The organism is Persephonella marina EX-H1, from assembly GCF_000021565.1.
Taxonomy (GTDB): Bacteria; Aquificota; Aquificia; order Aquificales; family Hydrogenothermaceae; genus Persephonella; species Persephonella marina.
The window spans coordinates 206,255-221,248 of the sequence record NC_012440.1 but is presented as its reverse complement, the minus strand read 5'-3'; the positions used below and the strand labels follow the sequence as shown (position 1 = coordinate 221,248).

Sequence of the window (14,994 nt, the reverse complement as noted above, 5' to 3'; positions counted from 1 at the left end):
GGAGGAATTAAAATAATGGAAATTAGAAGGTCTCAGTTTATAAGAACATATGGACCGGGAGCAATAATAGAAACCCCAAGAACACCTGCAATTATTTTATCATTTGATACAGGAAGTGAACCTCGTGATTTTTTACAGAGAGGTTATCTTATTAAAGATCCTATTTTAGAAAGCTATCTCAAATCCATAATAAAAAAATATGAGAACAGAATGGATTTAAAAGATTTGAGGGTTAGAATTTTTGAGTTGCCTTTTTCCAGTGAAGAAAAAAACATAAAATTTTCTGCAAAAAACTTCCAGAAATGGTATTTATGTCCTGAGCACAGAATTTTATGGAAATATGATTACAGAAGTCAGAAAGATTGTCCCCGTTGCAGGGGGGATTATCCAACAAAATCCTCTCCAGTAAGATTTATTCAGGTATGTGAAAATGGGCATCTTGATGATATTCAGTGGGATATGGAAGTTCATACAATATATAAAAATAATAAACCTACCAGATGTAGTAGGACATACTTTAGATGGGAGGGTCCCGGAACAGGCACCTCAGAAACCAAAATAATATGTGAAGAATGCAAAAGGTATATTAAACTCAGTGATTTATATAATAGAAAATTAAAATGTACTGGTCGATTTCCAGAAAAAGAAAGACCAAGGTCTTCTGAGAGGTTTGAAGAAGACTGTTCAGAAAATGCAACTGTATCTCTTCGTATGGCTTCTAATCTCAGGATTCCCGAAATTGAATCCATATTTATGGTATGGCCTCGTTCAAATGAAATAGGAAGTATTCTGGCTTCAAACATTGCTATGTCAGTTGAAATCTTGACAACAATAGAATTTTATGAAGAGGGGCTATTATCCTATGATAATCTCAAAGCAAAATTCCGTAATATCCTTAAAAATGCTAGGGAAGCAAAAAATATATCAGAAGAAGAATATAATAAGCTTAAGAAAAATGAAAGTGATATTCTTGCTTTAAAAAAGTATCTTGAAGAAGTAAAAAAATTAGAAAAAAAAGAATACTCCTATAGAGATATAATTGATATGGAATATAGAAATTTACATGAAGGTGCTATTACAGGTAAGCTGGAAGATTTACCAGAGACAGGAAGAAAATATCTGGAGATAAATTCGACAAAAACAATTTCTAAAAAGTTCTTATCAGTAACACCCATAGATATACTCACAGTTGTGGAGACACAGGTGGCTTATAGAAGACTTGATATAAGTAAAGGAAAACCTGTACTTATCCATAAAACAGGAGAAGATGGTACTTATTACTTTCCTTCAATAATGATAAATGGGGAAGGTATATTTTTGGATTTTCATAAAATCAAATTGAATGAAGAAACCGATACTTTCCAATCATGGTTAAAAGCTTTTAAAAATAGAAATATGTATAATCAGGAATTTTTGTTTAAAATAAAAGAAGAAAAGTATGAATTACATCCCACCTTCGTATTCCTTCATACATTTGCTCATCTTTTAATAAAAGTTCTTTCTCTATATTCCGGATATCCAGCCACATCCATAAGAGAAAAAATTTATATAACTGATATAAACACAGATAATCCTTCGGGAGGTGTAGTTCTTTATACCGCAACAGAGGATGAAGGAGGGGCATTAGGAGGGCTGGTTTCTCTTGTGGAGGAAAAAAGAATGAAAAAAATCTTTAATAATGTTATAAATATTTCTCATTCCTGTTCTAATGATCCTGTATGCACTGAAAACAAATTTAATATTGGTAAATATGCTGGAGCTTCCTGTTATTCCTGTACGGCTATTTCAGAGACATCTTGTGATCACAGAAATCTATGGTTAGACAGGAATTTATTTAATGAAAACATAAATTTATTGAAAGACTGGCTATAAAGGATATGCCTAAAGATAAGATCCAGATACTTTCTTCAGGTTATGTTTTTATCGAAGAAGGTGTTGTAAGTGTTGAAAGTAAGTTACTTGAAATGCTAGACAATACTGCACATGAGCTTTTTATTATCATGTATACAATATCGGCAAAACCGGAAAATTTCTGGAATAAACTTGAGAATCTACTTAAAAATAGTGTTCAAGTAAATTTTGTTATAGAAGGATCTATCCAACACAGCACAAAAACAACAGATATCCTCAACAGATTGCAAAAATATGAAAATTTTAATCTTTATTTTTATTCTGACAGAAATCCATTACATGCTAAATTAATAGTTTCTGATGGGAAAAGAGCTATTCTTGGCTCAGCAAATATAAGCGGAGGAGGACTTGTTCAGAATCATGAAATTGCTGTATATATAGAGGGAGAAAAAGCTTGGACATTAAAGAAATTGGCCAAAAGGCTTATAAGAATGCTATCAAATGAAAACAACTTAAGTAATTTATAAGCAGATATTTATAAAACAATGATACAATTTATATAATCGTAAACAAATCAATGTATACAGGTAAAGGGGACAATGGGCGGACTTCGAGATGGTAAAAATAGAAAGCCCTTATCATTTAAGGATTTTACAGACAGGAATAAGAGGACTTAAAATCCCTTGGCCGAAAGGCCGTGCGGGTTCGATTCCCGCCTCTCGCACCACTTATAAAAGGGTTTTCAAACCCTCTTAAGTGCGATTTTCAAAAACACATAAAAACTTTTTTTGTTCCCAAAGGATTATCAGGCTTCAACTTAAATTGACACAAAAAACTTTATGTATAAATTTATCTGTATATTTAATTAATAATTAAAATCTAAATAAAAAGGTGATCAGTTATGAATGTTAAAAGCAGAAAAGTTAGAAAGAATATTACCCTTTCCAAAGAAGCAGAAGAAAAACTAAAAGAGCTTGCAAAAATAGAGAAAAAATCTCAAAGTGAGCTAATAGAAGAACTGATAAACGAAGTATATAAAGAAATAGAAAAAAAGAAGAAGTTAGAAGCTCTAAAAAGGATTATTGAAAATAGGAAATACTTTGAAGGAATAGATCCAAATATCACCATACAAAAAATCAAGGAGCAGATGGGGAGTGAACTATAAAAAGGTATTTGTAGACGCCAATATTATTTTAGACCTGTTTTTAAAAGACCGTCCTTACAGCGAATATTCTAAGGAATCCTTTTTCTATTTACAAAAAAATAATGTAGAGCTTTTGACAAGTTGTGATTTGATAACCACTGTGTATTATGTATTGAGAAAATATAACAAACAAAAAGCCTTAGAAAATCTTTCATATACTTTGGATTTGCTATACTTAATACCATTTTCAAATGAAGAAACCCAAAAAGCTATAGATTTAATGCAAGAAGATAAAAACTTTAAAGACTTAGAAGATACACTCCAATATGTTTTAGCAAAAGAAAATGAATGTGATTTAATCTTATCCAACGATGATGATTTTTATTCACCAGATATAAAGAAGATAAATACAAAAGATTTTGTAGAAAAATTGATGTGAAATTAATAATAAAAGCTTTACCACTTACCAGATAAAAGGATTTTTGTACAGTTTATCCAGCTTATCTAAGATACCATTTGCAAATTTTCTTAGCTGTTCTGCTGAGGTATAAAACTTTACTATATATCCAGGTTCGTGATTCTTGTATAAAAAATCATCAAATAGGTTTTCATCCACTAAACCGTAAATTTTTTCGTTCTTTTCACCGTCACGATCAAAAATCTCAAGATATCTTATTTTCGCTTCGACATAATAAATATTTTGAAGTCGCGTTATTGTCATATAAAACTCAGAAATATCTCCCGTATCCCAATCATACATGCTAAATTCTTTTGTCCCAGATGGTTTGTTACCATCGATAAGATCTAGAATCTCCTTAAAAAAATCTTTATACTGATCACCAATATCACCGATTTTTATAAACATATCGCATATCTGAAATCTGTAATAAACTATATGAAAACCATCAGTGAATTTTTCTATGTGATAAAAGTAAGGGTCTACCATAACACGAGGTTTTCCATGAATATCCTCAAGATACATAAGTTTCAACTCCTATATCTAATAAAAGTCGTGTAAAATATAAATTTAATATTTGCTTGCAAGAATGCACCCCAACAGTCTTACAGGCAAACTGATGAAAAAATCCATATATATGTTATAATATAATGTTCAAAATTATTTAAAAATAACAGGAGGTTAATTAATGTCAATCACTCCAGAGAAGAAGGCAGAGATCATAAAAAGGTTCGCAAGACATGAAGGAGATACAGGATCTCCAGAGGTTCAGATTGCGATCCTTACAGAAAGAATCAAAAATCTGACAGAACACATCAAAAAGAACAAAAAGGATCTCCACTCAAGGAGAGGTCTTATAGGAATGGTTAATAAAAGAAGAAAGCTTTTAAACTACCTGAAAAGAACAGATTTTGAGAGATATCAGAAGATTATTCAGGAGTTAAATATCAGAGAAGCTACCGGGAGTAGGTAATGGAAGGAATAGGTGATATTACTGTTGAGAAGGTTGAAACAAAAATTCAAGAAACACCTATTTCAATAGAAACAGGTTATTTTGCAAAGCAGTCCAACGGTGCTGTAATAGTAAGACAGGGTGAAACAGCTGTATTTGTTGCAGCTGTAATATCAGAAGAAGCACAGGCTGATATAGACTTCCTTCCCCTTACAGTTGACTACAGGGAAAAAACTTACGCCTACGGTAAGATCCCTGGAGGATTTGTAAAAAGAGAAGGAAAACCTACAGTTAGGGAAATTCTCGTATCAAGACTTATAGACAGGCCTATAAGGCCTATGTTCCCTAAAGGCTTCTTTAATGATGTTATCATCACAGCTATGACACTCTCAGCTGATGACAAATACGATCCTGATGTTCTTGCAATAGTGGGAGCATCAGCTGCTTTACATATAACAGAAGCTCCATTTGAGGGACCAGTTGCAGGTGTGAGAGTATGCAGGCTTGATGGTGAGTTTATCGTAAACCCCACATACGAGCAGAGAAACAGATCTGACATAGACATAGTTGTAGCTGGAACAAAGGATGCTATCGTTATGGTTGAAGGTGGATCTGAGGAGGTATCTGAAGAGGTCATACTTGATGCAATCCTTTTTGCCCATGAAGAGATCAAAAAACTGTGTGATCTTCAGGAAGAACTCAGATCAAAGGTTGGAAAAGAGAAGATAACTGTAGAGATAGATGAAGAGGATGAAAGAATAAAGGCAGAGCTTGAAAGTATTGTAAGAGAAAGTGTAAAAGAGGCGTTCAATATACTTGATAAAAAAGAAAGAAACAAAAGAATTAAAGAGATATACGAAGAGGCAATCCAGAAGATAGAGATACCTGAAGAGAAAGAGAAAAAGGCTGAGGTTATTTACAAAGAGATAGTTTCCAACATAATGAGAGAAAAGGTACTGAAAGAGAAGGTTCGTATAGATGGTAGAAGACCTGACGAGATAAGGCCTATCTGGATAAGAACAGGACTTTTCCCAAGAATACACGGTTCAGCTATCTTTACAAGAGGCCAGACTCAGGCATTTGTAGCAACAACCTTAGGTGCTCCAGGTGAGGAACAGATAGAGGAAAGTATTGAGGAAGGTGAAGAGAAGAAGAGATTTATGCTCCACTACAACTTCCCACCATTCTCAACTGGAGAGGCCAGACCTCCTAGGGCTCCTTCAAGAAGGGAAATAGGTCATGGAAACCTTGCTGAGAGAGCCATTGAGCCTCTCATACCTGATGAAGAAGAGTTCCCATACGTTATAAGAGTTGTTTCTGAGATTCTGGAATCTAACGGATCAACATCAATGGCAACTGTTTGTGGTGCTTCTCTCTCACTTTTTGATGCTGGCGTCCCTATGAAGAAGCATGTTGCCGGAATAGCTATGGGTCTTCTAAAAGAAGATGACGATTATGTTATATTGACAGACATTTTAGGCGATGAGGATCATCTTGGGGATATGGACTTTAAGGTTGCAGGAACGAGGGATGGTGTAACATCCATCCAGATGGATATAAAGATAAAAGGTCTATCTAAAGAGATTCTCCAGGAGGCTCTTGAACAGGCCAAAAAAGCAAGAATGCATATACTAGATCTTATGTATAAGGCTATGCCTCAGCCAAGACCTGAACTCTCACCTCACGCACCAAAAGTTATAACAATGAGAGTTCTACCTGAGAAGATACCTGTTATTATCGGTCCTTCAGGAAAGAATATCAAAAAGATCATTGATGAAACAGGGGTTAAGATAGACCTGGATCAGGAAGGTCTTGTAAGAATATATGCTGTCGATGGTGAAAGCGCAGACAAGGCAAAAGAAATGATAGAAAGACTGATAATGGATATTGAGCTTGGTGAGGTTTATATGGGTAAAGTAACAAGGGTTGAGGATTACGGTGCCTTTGTTGAACTGATGCCTGGAAAACTATCACTGCTACATGTTTCACAGATATCTCCTGAGAGAATAAGATCCGCAAAAGAAAAGATAAAGGTTGGAGATATACTCACAGTTAAGGTCATAGATATAGACGAGATGGGAAGGGCAAAAGTCTCTTTAAAGGAAGTTAGAGAAGGAGAAGAGCCTAAAAATAAATTCCTCTTTGAGTAGATGAAAAAATCAAAGATAGGGCTGTGGGAGGCTGTCTCCTTAGCTGTAGGCACCATGATAGGTGCCGGTATATTCTCTATTCTCGGTGTTGGTGCCCAGATATGTGAGAACAATCTCCCTTTAGCATTCTTTATAGCTGCTGTTATATCATTCTCAGTTGCTTACTCTTACTCATTTTTAGGATCAAAGTTCATATCAAATGCAGGACCGATAGAGTTTATTATTAGAGGTATAGGGGATAATCCTGTAACAGGTACTCTAAGTATACTGATGTGGTTCAGTTATGTGATATCTATATCACTTTTTGCCAAGGCTTTTTCAGGTTATTTCCTCGCTCTTTTTCATCTTCCAGATAAGCCTGTTTTTGTGGCATCTGTTGAAGGTGCAATAATAGTATTATTTACAGCTTTAAACTTTTTTGGATCAAAAGCTGTTGGAAAGGCTGAGTTCTGGATAGTCTTAATAAAGATTTCTGTTCTCCTATCATTTGTTGTCCTTGGGATCTGGAGTATAAATCCAGATTTTATAAAACCCGTATTCAATAACAGCAGTATAGTTAACACTTTTTTTGCATCCTCAGTTCTTTTCTTGACATATATGGGTTTTGGTCTTATAACAAACGCATCTGAGAACATAGAAAATCCAGAGAAAAACGTTCCAAGGGCTATATACATAAGTATCTTCATTGTTGCTTTTATTTATATCTCCGTTTCAGTGGTGGCACTTGGAAACTTAGGTGTTGAAGGTCTTATAAGATCAAAAGAGTATGCTCTCGCTGAAGCTGCAAAGCCATTTTTAGGTGATATAGGTTTTACACTTGTTGCTATAGGTGCTTTATTCTCAACATCATCAGCTATTAACGCAACGTTATACGGTGGAGCAAATATTGCATACGTTTTATCAAAGAAAGGACATCTACCGAAGGTTTTTGAAAGGAAGGTATGGTTTAACGAACCTGAAGGCCTTTTCATAACAGCTGTTCTCAGCTATATCTTTGCTCTGTTTTTTGATCTAAACGGGATATCAGCCCTTATCAGTTATGTATTCCTTATAATATACATCTTTGTTATAGTCTCCCATTACAGGCTTTCCAATATAGCCGGTGGAAAAAAGGTATTTATCATACTGAATCTGATTGTTATCTTATCTGTGTTTATAATTCTTCTGATATACCAGTGGAACAATCAGAGGGACAGCTTTATAACAGGATTTTTCATTCTATCCTTCGCATTTTTATTTGAAATTGTCTACAGACAGATCACAGGAAGGATATTTATAAAAAGAAAGCTAAACAGATCTCATATAAATACCATTTTCTGATGTTATCAGTCCCTTTAATTCCATATCAAACAGGATTACCATAAGATCGGAAACAGATATGTTCATTTTCTCAGAGATTATATCTATATGCTCAGGGGATGAAAGAATAAAAAGTATCTTTTTCTCAATCTCTGAAAGATTAATCTCTTCTTTATCTGATCTTTTTATGTAAGGCAGATTTTCATCTATACTCTCCATATCAACTACAGGAATGGCCCCATCCTTTATAAGAATGTTATTTCCCTTTGCAAGAGGGTTGTTTATATTTGCAGGGACTGAAAAAACTACTCTCCCATAATCATTCGCAAGTCTTGCCGTTATTAAAGCTCCTGATTTTTCTGAGGCCTCTGTCACTATTGTTGCATATGAAATCCCTGCAACAGTTCTATTCCTGACTGGAAAATTATACTTATAAGGGGGAGTTCCCATAGGAAACTCTGATATTACAGCACCATTTTCAATAATTCTCTCATAAAGCTTTTTGTTCTCAGGAGGATAAGCAATATCAATACCACAACCTAAAACTGCTGTAGTCAGACAGCTTCTCTCTAATGCTGTCTCATGGGCTATAGAATCTATCCCAAGGGCCATACCTGATACTATATTTACATTCTGATCAGAAAGATAAGAAACAATCTGTTTTGTAACAGTTTTTCCATAAGAGGTAAATCTTCTACTTCCAACAACGGAAACAGCTCTGGCCAGATCAAGCCTTCCTTTACAGTAAAGGTATAAAGGGGGATCAGGTATCTCTCTAAGAAGTTCCGGATAGGAATGGTCATTAAAGTGAATGATCTTCACGCCTGATTTCTCAGCCCTCAAAAACTCTTCTTCAGCCTTCTTCTTAAGGCTTTTATCCCTTTTCAGTATAAGCTCAGCTACAGAACTTCCTACAACAGACGATAGCTCACTGAAAGAAAGTTGAAAAATATTCTCCGGACTGCCGAAAGTATTTATTAATAGCTTTAACGTTTTATTTCCTATGCCTTTTATATAGGAAAGTTGTATATAATCTATAGCAGACATTTATTACCCCCTGGAAAATTATATAGTAAAAGGAGAGAGGATGGAAAAAAGTTTTTTAAGGGAAGTACTTAACTGGATGAAAGAACAGGACAGCATTGAGGTTGCTGTATTTTTTAATGAAGTTCCTGTAAAGGCGAAACTTAAAGTCCTTGATATAGATTATGAGAGGAAACAGATAATATGGAGTTTTAATGAAAAACTGAGAATACCTCTTCTTGATAACAGGGTTATCTATTTCAAGTACAGAAATGATATATTTATCGCTACGGTAATAATACATGATGATAAAGAGATGGTAACTTCATTTCCTACTCTTGCCCTTGAGCCAAAACTCAACAGAAGGTATGTAAGGGTTACAACATCTCCTGAAAACCCAGCATTCCTGATAATTGACGGAAAAAAATACCCTATTGAGGATATAAGTGAAGCTGGTATAGGAATAATACTTCCTTCTGATATAGGCTTAAAGGAAGGTGAAGAGAAGGAGATGGAACTTGAACTGAAGGGAACTGTTTTTGATATTAAGGGAAAGATAGTCTACATAAAAGACCAGGGAAATAATCTCATTAGAGTGGGTATAAAGCTTTTAGATATCCCAAACAGGGTAAGAAACCAGATAGTAAAGTATGTTTTTGAAAGGCAGAGAGACATAGCAAAGAAGATAACTATGTTTTAGGTCACTCTGCCTTTTCCTGTACTATCTCGTATGCCTCTATCTGGTCTCCAGGCTTTATATCATTAAAGTCCTTAAGCATAAGTCCACACTCGTAGCCTTTCGCTACTTCCTTAACATCCTCTTTAAATCTTTTCAGGGATGTTATCTCACCATCGTAGATAACAACACCATCCCTTACGAGTCTCGCTTTAGCATTTCTCCTTATAACACCCTCTGTCACCATACATCCTGCAACAGTTCCAACACCTTTTATTCTGAATATCTGTTTTACCTCACATATACCGAGAAGAACCTCTCTTTCCTTAGGTGTAAGCATACCTTTAAGAGCTTTCTCAAGATCATCTATAAGATCATAGATTATTCCGTATATTTTGATATCAACATCCTCTTCCTCAGCTGCCTTTCTTGCTGAAGCGTCAGGTCTTACATTAAAGCCTATTATCAGAGCATTTGATGCTGCAGCCAGCATAACATCACTTTCCGTTATAGCTCCTATTCCGCTGTGAATAATATTTATCGTTACATCCTCAAACTTCTCTGAAAGCTCTTCTATAGATTTCGTGATAGCCTCAAGTGATCCCTGAACATCAGCCTTAAGAATAATATTTATCTCTTTAACATCTTTCAGGTTCTCAAGATGGATTCTTGTTCTCTTAGCCTGAAGCTCCTCTTCGTATTTCTGCTTTCTCTGCTCAGCGAGGAGTCTTGCTTCCCTTTCAGAAGGTTTAACAACAAATTTATCCCCTGCCTGTGGAACCTCGTTAAATCCAAGCACTTCAACAGGTGTTCCAGGTGTAGCCTCTTTTACCTGTCTTCCTCTCTCATCAAACATAGCCCTAACTTTACCCCATGTAAAACCGGCAACAAAGTAATCTCCCTGGTGAAGCGTTCCATTTTCTATGAGAACTGTCGCAACAGGTCCTCTTTTTGGATCAAGTTTTGATTCTATGATAGTTCCAATTGCAGGTCTATTTGGATTTGCCTTGAGTTCAAGTATCTCAGAAACAAGAAGTATATTCTCAAGGAGCTCCTCAACATTCTGTCCTGTTTTTGCAGAAACAGGAACCATTATTGTGTCTCCACCCCACTCTTCAGGTATAAGTTCATACTGGGCGAGCTCTCTTTTTACCCTTTCAGGATCAGCACCTGGCTTATCTATCTTGTTTATAGCAACTATTATAGGAACACCAGCACTTTTTGCGTGGTTTATTGCCTCAACTGTCTGCGGCTTTACACCATCATCTGCAGCAACAACAAGGACAGCTATATCAGCAACCTTAGAACCTCTTGCCCTGAGTGTTGTGAAAGCTTCATGTCCAGGTGTATCAAGGAATGTTATCTCCTTACCATTGCTCAGTTTTATCTTATAAGCACCTATATGCTGTGTTATTCCACCTTTCTCCTTTGCAGCAACATCTGTCTTTCTGATAGTATCAAGAAGTGTTGTTTTTCCGTGGTCAACGTGACCCATAACGGTAACAACAGGAGGTCTTTCAACAAGATTTTCTTCCTCTTCTTCCTCTTCACCTAAGAGTTTTTTCTTCTCTTCCTGAGGAAGCTCCTCAACAATCTTAACCTCCTCTCCTTCTTTCTGTATCTCTGCTAAATAACCATGTTCTTCAGCTATCTGGAGAGCTATCTCAGGATCTATAGTCTGGTTAACAGTTGCCAAAATGCCCCTTTTAAGAAGTTCTGCCATAATCTCATTAACAGGCATATCAAGTATGTCTGAAAGCTCCCTTACAGTAACAACCTCCGGAATTATAGCTATCTTAAGCTCTTCCTCTTTTTCCTTTGTTTCAACAGGTGCTTTTTCTTCCTCTTTTTTCTTCTTTTTCTTTTTCTTCTTCTTTGGCTGAGGCCCCATAAGTTTTCTAAGTGCTTCAAGTTCTGCCTTCTCTTCCTTTGTCTCTTTTCTTATCTCAGCTTCAGGTATCTTTATCTTAGTCTCCTCTTTTTCCTCTACAACCTCAACCTTTGGCTTTTCTACTTTTTTAACTTCTTTAACTTCCTTTTTCTTAGGTTTTTCTTCTACAGCTTTTTTCCTTTCCGGTTTTTCTTCTTTCGCAACTATTTTTTCTTTTCTTTTTACCTCTTTTTTCTCAGGCTTTTTCTGTACTTTTTCTTCTTTTTTCTCAACTTTTTCAACTTTTTCCTCTTTTTTCTCTTCCTTTTTAACCTCTACAGGTTTTTCCTCAACTTTTTTCTCTACTTTTACCTTCTTCTCTTCTTTTTCCTCTTTCTTTTTCTCTTTTTCCTTTTCTTTCTTCTCTTTTATGTAATCTTTTAGTCTGTTTACAGTTTCCTCATCAAGTATCGTAAAATTGTCTATGCTCTTTGTGTATCCTATCGCTTTAAGATCCTCTGCAAGTTCTTCAAAAGGTATATTCCAGTCGTGGGATAGCTCAAAAATTCTGTAACCTTTCTCCTTTTCTACCTTTTTCTCTACAGCCTCTTCCACTTCCTCAGCAGGCTGTAAAACATCCCTTAAAAGGGATACTATCTCCTCATCTATCTTAGTAGATGGTGATTTCACAGTTTTTCCTGTAAGTTCCTCTATCTCTCCAGCAAGCTCTTTCCAAGTCATTCCGAACTCTTTAGCAAGATCGGAAATCTTTATCTTTGACAATTAACACTACCTCCTTCAAGGTCTAAAAATTGTTTAATCAAACTTTTTAATTTTAAACCAAATTTGGTTTCAGGGACAAATATTAGTCCCACATTTTTTTTGCCTATAAAACTGCCAAGCTCTTCCTTGGTAAAAATCTCAAAATAATCGCCTTTGAACAGCCTTAAGATATTCCTTTTTGTTCTTTCTGCCACATCTGTGGCCAATATAAGAAAACCTTTTCTGCCTTTATTTATCTCCTTCTCAGCCTGATCGTAACCTATACTTATAATTCTTCCTCTCCATCCTATCTGAATAAGATTTACTATCTGTTTTCTCAGCTGATCTCTCAGTCTTTCAGGATCTATCTTCATACCCTTTCTTTTCACCCTCAAAACACATTCCGGACAGATGTAATAACCTCTTCCACCTTTCTTCTTTAATAAATCAACCTCATCTGTACCTGCAATAAATCTTATAAGCTCTTCCTTAGGTCTTTTTTTTTACATAAAATACAGGTTCTTAAAGGTTTAGCCTGCTGTTTTTCTCGGAAGCTGTTGTATTCTTTCAAAATCTTCCTCGCTGAGTATATCTATATGCCATCCTGTAAGTTTGTGTGCAAGTTTTGCGTTTATACCACCTTTTCCTATAGCAAGCGAGAGCTCATTTTTTGGGACAGCAACCTCTATTCTTTTCTCATCCTCAAGAAGTCTCCATTTCTTTGGATGTGAAGGAGAAAGTGCTCTGAGTATAAACTGTGCAGGATCAGGATCCCACTCTATAACATCTATCTTCTCACCTGAAAGCTCTGCAGATACATTCTGTATTCTGCTACCTTTCAGTCCTACAACAACACCAACAGGATCTATATTTTTATCCTCTGTCCATACAGCAACCTTTGCTCTCTCACCAGGTTCTCTTGCTATAGCCTTTATCTCTATCTCACCTTCCTGTATCTCAGGAACCTCTATCTCTATAAGCTTTCTTAAAAAGTTTGGATGTGTTCTTGATAGTATAACGAGGGGTTTGTCCCTGTCTATAGGTTTTATAACCCTTTTTACCTTACCTCTCTCATAAACAGGATAGGAACCATCTTTTATAACCTTCAGTATAAGAGCCCTTATCCTGTCTCCAACTCTGTACTTTTCCTTTTTTATCTGCTCTTCCTCCGGTAGAACAGCCTCTATTCTTCCTAAATCTACTATAATATCCCCATCTTCAAACCTTCTAACCGTTCCTGTTACTATCTTTCCTTCAAGCTCTTTAAACTCTTTGAAAAGTATATTTTTTTCAACCCTCGCAACTTTATGTGTTATAACTTCCTTGGCTGCGTTCAGTGCTATCCTCCCAAGCTCCTCAAGATTGAGAGGAACAAACACATAACTTCCAACCTCAGCTTTTGGATCTATCTTTTTCGCTTCTTCAAGTGATATATCCCTTTTTGGGTTTTCAACAAAAGGTGTTACCCTCTTTTTCAAAAGAACCTTAAGCTCATCCGCCTCTTTATCAAATATAACCTGAACGTTATCCTTATATCCGTACTCCTTTTTCACAGCAGCTGTGATACCATCTATAAGTGCCTTCTCTATTATCTCCTCAGGAACATTCTTTTCCTTTGCAACCGCTTCTATCACATTTTTTAGTTTAACTGCCATTACACTTCCCCTTTAATGTTTAAATTCTAAATTTGCCCTTGCTATATTCTCTAAAGGTATCCTTACCTCCTCTCCTTCCTCTTCAACGATAATATTATTGTCCTCTCTACCTTTTAAAACACCTTTTATAACATTCTTTTTGTCAACAGGCTCTTTTAAAACTATCTTTATATCCCTTCCTTTAAAAATATCATACTCTTCAACATTTTTTAATTTTCTTTCAAGTCCAGGGGAAGACACCTCAAGTGTATAGGAAACAGGTATAAGATCCTCTATATCAAGTAAAGCTCCTATCCTTCTGCTTATCCATTCACAGTCTTCTATTGTTGTTCCCTCAGGATTGTAAATATAGATTCTTAAAACAGGTTTACCTTCAGTCACATACTCTATATCAACAAGTTTTAAGCCTCTCTCCTCTAAAAGAGGCTGAAGCATCTCCTTTACTTTCTCAATTATCTCCTGTTTCAACTTTACAATACCCCACTCAAATTTTACTAAGGATTAATATAAGGATTTTTCAAAGATTGTCAAAGAGTTAGATAGAGAGGATCTCTTCCTCCTTGGCAGTGGCTAAATCGTTGATCTGTTTTATATATTTATCTGTAATCTTCTGTAGCTGTTCTAGGGCTTTTTTCACTTCGTCTTCAGAAAATCCTTCCTTTTTCAGATCCTCAATTCTCTCTTTATCATCTCTTCTTATATTTCTTATAGCTATCCTTGCTTCCTCTGCCATCTTCCCTAACATCTTTACTATCTCTCTTCTTCTCTCCTCTGTCATGGGAGGAAGAATAAGTCTTATAAGGTTTCCTTCTGTCTGCGGGTTTGCTCCGAGATTTGCTTCCTGAAGTGCTTTTTCTATGGCAGGAACAGCATTCTGATCCCACGCCTGTATAAGTATCTGACTTGGTTCTGGTGTTGTTATTGATGCTATCTGTTTTAAAGGCATCTCAGCCCCGTAGTAGTCAACCTTTATATTTTCAACAAGACCAACTGATGCTCTTCCTGTTCTTATACTTGCCAGTTCCTCTTTGAATTTCTCTACAGCCTTTTTCATTCTTTTTTCAGCATCTTTCAGGTATTCCTGTATCATCCCGACCTCCTTTATCCACTTGTGAAGACTAATATTTTATTATATCACGATAGAGTTTAAGTTAT

15 protein-coding genes and 1 pseudogene are annotated in these 14,994 nt (G+C 35.7%); 8 read left to right on the top strand and 8 right to left on the bottom strand.

Annotated features, from left to right (window positions below; genetic code table 11):
* Positions 1–15 precede the first annotated feature (15 nt).
* The 4 genes from drmB to PERMA_RS01205 all read left to right on the top strand — a co-directional run bounded on the left by drmB (position 16) and on the right by PERMA_RS01205 (position 3,434).
* On the top strand, positions 16–1,872 hold the full coding sequence (gene drmB, locus PERMA_RS01220; RefSeq protein ID WP_012676253.1) for a DrmB family protein: 1,857 nt from the start codon (positions 16–18) through the stop codon (positions 1,870–1,872).
* Positions 1,873–1,877: 5 nt separating this feature from the next.
* Positions 1,878–2,378 (top strand): phospholipase D-like domain-containing protein, encoded by a 501-nt coding sequence (locus PERMA_RS01215; protein ID WP_012675445.1) that lies wholly within the window; start codon positions 1,878–1,880, stop codon positions 2,376–2,378.
* Between the two features lie 374 nt (positions 2,379–2,752).
* Positions 2,753–3,016 (top strand): ribbon-helix-helix protein, CopG family, encoded by a 264-nt coding sequence (locus PERMA_RS01210; protein ID WP_015898999.1) that lies wholly within the window; start codon positions 2,753–2,755, stop codon positions 3,014–3,016.
* The gene (locus PERMA_RS01205) at positions 3,006–3,434 is read left to right on the top strand and encodes a type II toxin-antitoxin system VapC family toxin (RefSeq protein ID WP_041530853.1); all 429 of its coding nucleotides are present in this window, start codon (positions 3,006–3,008) and stop codon (positions 3,432–3,434) included. Before PERMA_RS01210 ends, PERMA_RS01205 begins: the two co-directional genes overlap by 11 nt.
* 24 nt (positions 3,435–3,458) lie before the next feature.
* Here the strand turns inward: PERMA_RS01205 and PERMA_RS01200 are convergent, their stop codons facing one another.
* Positions 3,459–3,977 carry a hypothetical protein gene (locus PERMA_RS01200; protein ID WP_012676237.1) on the bottom strand — a complete coding sequence of 173 codons (519 nt, stop codon included), beginning with the start codon at positions 3,975–3,977 and terminating at the stop codon, positions 3,459–3,461.
* Between the two features lie 163 nt (positions 3,978–4,140).
* Between PERMA_RS01200 and rpsO the strand changes: the two genes are divergently transcribed.
* Genes rpsO through PERMA_RS01185 form a run of 3 tightly spaced genes read left to right on the top strand, consistent with a single transcriptional unit; the run spans position 4,141 to position 7,874 of the window.
* Positions 4,141–4,425, top strand: coding sequence for a 30S ribosomal protein S15 (gene rpsO, locus PERMA_RS01195; RefSeq protein ID WP_012675422.1), 285 nt, complete (start codon positions 4,141–4,143; stop codon positions 4,423–4,425).
* Positions 4,425–6,554, top strand: a complete 2,130-nt coding sequence (locus PERMA_RS01190) for a polyribonucleotide nucleotidyltransferase (RefSeq protein ID WP_012676485.1) — start codon at positions 4,425–4,427, stop codon at positions 6,552–6,554. The genes rpsO and PERMA_RS01190 overlap by 1 nt, the downstream gene beginning before the upstream one ends.
* Positions 6,555–7,874, top strand: coding sequence for an APC family permease (locus tag PERMA_RS01185; RefSeq protein WP_012676390.1), 1,320 nt, complete (start codon positions 6,555–6,557; stop codon positions 7,872–7,874).
* On the opposite strand, the gene dprA is transcribed toward PERMA_RS01185, so the two are convergent.
* Entirely contained in the window at positions 7,842–8,900 is a 1,059-nt protein-coding gene (gene dprA / locus PERMA_RS01180; protein ID WP_012675508.1) for a DNA-processing protein DprA, read from the bottom strand. The genes PERMA_RS01185 and dprA overlap by 33 nt on opposite strands.
* Positions 8,901–8,940: 40 nt before the next feature.
* Between dprA and PERMA_RS01175 the strand changes: the two genes are divergently transcribed.
* Positions 8,941–9,576: a PilZ domain-containing protein gene (locus PERMA_RS01175; RefSeq protein WP_012675277.1), complete on the top strand. Its 636-nt coding sequence runs from the start codon at positions 8,941–8,943 to the stop codon at positions 9,574–9,576.
* A 1-nt stretch (position 9,577) separates the two neighbouring features.
* On the opposite strand, the gene infB is transcribed toward PERMA_RS01175, so the two are convergent.
* The 6 genes and pseudogenes from infB to frr form a co-directional block, all read right to left on the bottom strand.
* Entirely contained in the window at positions 9,578–12,205 is a 2,628-nt protein-coding gene (infB, locus tag PERMA_RS01170) for a translation initiation factor IF-2 (protein WP_015898894.1), read from the bottom strand.
* Complete coding sequence (locus PERMA_RS01165; protein WP_238527222.1) at positions 12,193–12,573, bottom strand: L7Ae/L30e/S12e/Gadd45 family ribosomal protein; 381 nt, start codon at positions 12,571–12,573, stop codon at positions 12,193–12,195. Before PERMA_RS01165 ends, infB begins: the two co-directional genes overlap by 13 nt.
* Positions 12,574–12,672: pseudogene (locus PERMA_RS10970) on the bottom strand (hypothetical protein); the annotation flags it as partial.
* 42 nt (positions 12,673–12,714) lie between these two features.
* Entirely contained in the window at positions 12,715–13,839 is a 1,125-nt protein-coding gene (gene nusA, locus PERMA_RS01160) for a transcription termination factor NusA (protein WP_012676807.1), read from the bottom strand.
* 12 nt (positions 13,840–13,851) lie between these two features.
* Positions 13,852–14,274, bottom strand: a complete 423-nt coding sequence (locus PERMA_RS01155; RefSeq protein WP_041530974.1) for a ribosome maturation factor RimP — start codon at positions 14,272–14,274, stop codon at positions 13,852–13,854.
* Positions 14,275–14,374: 100 nt separating this feature from the next.
* Positions 14,375–14,929, bottom strand: coding sequence for a ribosome recycling factor (frr, locus tag PERMA_RS01150; RefSeq protein WP_012676618.1), 555 nt, complete (start codon positions 14,927–14,929; stop codon positions 14,375–14,377).
* Between the last annotated feature and the right edge of the window lie 65 nt (positions 14,930–14,994).

Bases quoted from the DNA above. Each gene is read 5' to 3' on its own strand.
- nusA (WP_012676807.1), bottom strand. From the start codon at position 13,839: ATGGCAGTTAAACTAAAAAATGTGATAGAAGCGGTTGCAAAGGAAAAG.
- PERMA_RS01210 (WP_015898999.1), top strand. From the start codon at position 2,753: ATGAATGTTAAAAGCAGAAAAGTTAGAAAGAATATTACCCTTTCCAAA.
- frr (WP_012676618.1), bottom strand. From the start codon at position 14,929: ATGATACAGGAATACCTGAAAGATGCTGAAAAAAGAATGAAAAAGGCT.
- rpsO (WP_012675422.1), top strand. From the start codon at position 4,141: ATGTCAATCACTCCAGAGAAGAAGGCAGAGATCATAAAAAGGTTCGCA.
- PERMA_RS01155 (WP_041530974.1), bottom strand. From the start codon at position 14,274: ATGCTTCAGCCTCTTTTAGAGGAGAGAGGCTTAAAACTTGTTGATATA.
- PERMA_RS01175 (WP_012675277.1), top strand. From the start codon at position 8,941: ATGGAAAAAAGTTTTTTAAGGGAAGTACTTAACTGGATGAAAGAACAG.
- drmB (WP_012676253.1), top strand. From the start codon at position 16: ATGGAAATTAGAAGGTCTCAGTTTATAAGAACATATGGACCGGGAGCA.
- PERMA_RS01215 (WP_012675445.1), top strand. From the start codon at position 1,878: ATGCCTAAAGATAAGATCCAGATACTTTCTTCAGGTTATGTTTTTATC.
- PERMA_RS01190 (WP_012676485.1), top strand. From the start codon at position 4,425: ATGGAAGGAATAGGTGATATTACTGTTGAGAAGGTTGAAACAAAAATT.
- PERMA_RS01200 (WP_012676237.1), bottom strand. From the start codon at position 3,977: ATGTATCTTGAGGATATTCATGGAAAACCTCGTGTTATGGTAGACCCT.
- dprA (WP_012675508.1), bottom strand. From the start codon at position 8,900: ATGTCTGCTATAGATTATATACAACTTTCCTATATAAAAGGCATAGGA.
- PERMA_RS01185 (WP_012676390.1), top strand. From the start codon at position 6,555: ATGAAAAAATCAAAGATAGGGCTGTGGGAGGCTGTCTCCTTAGCTGTA.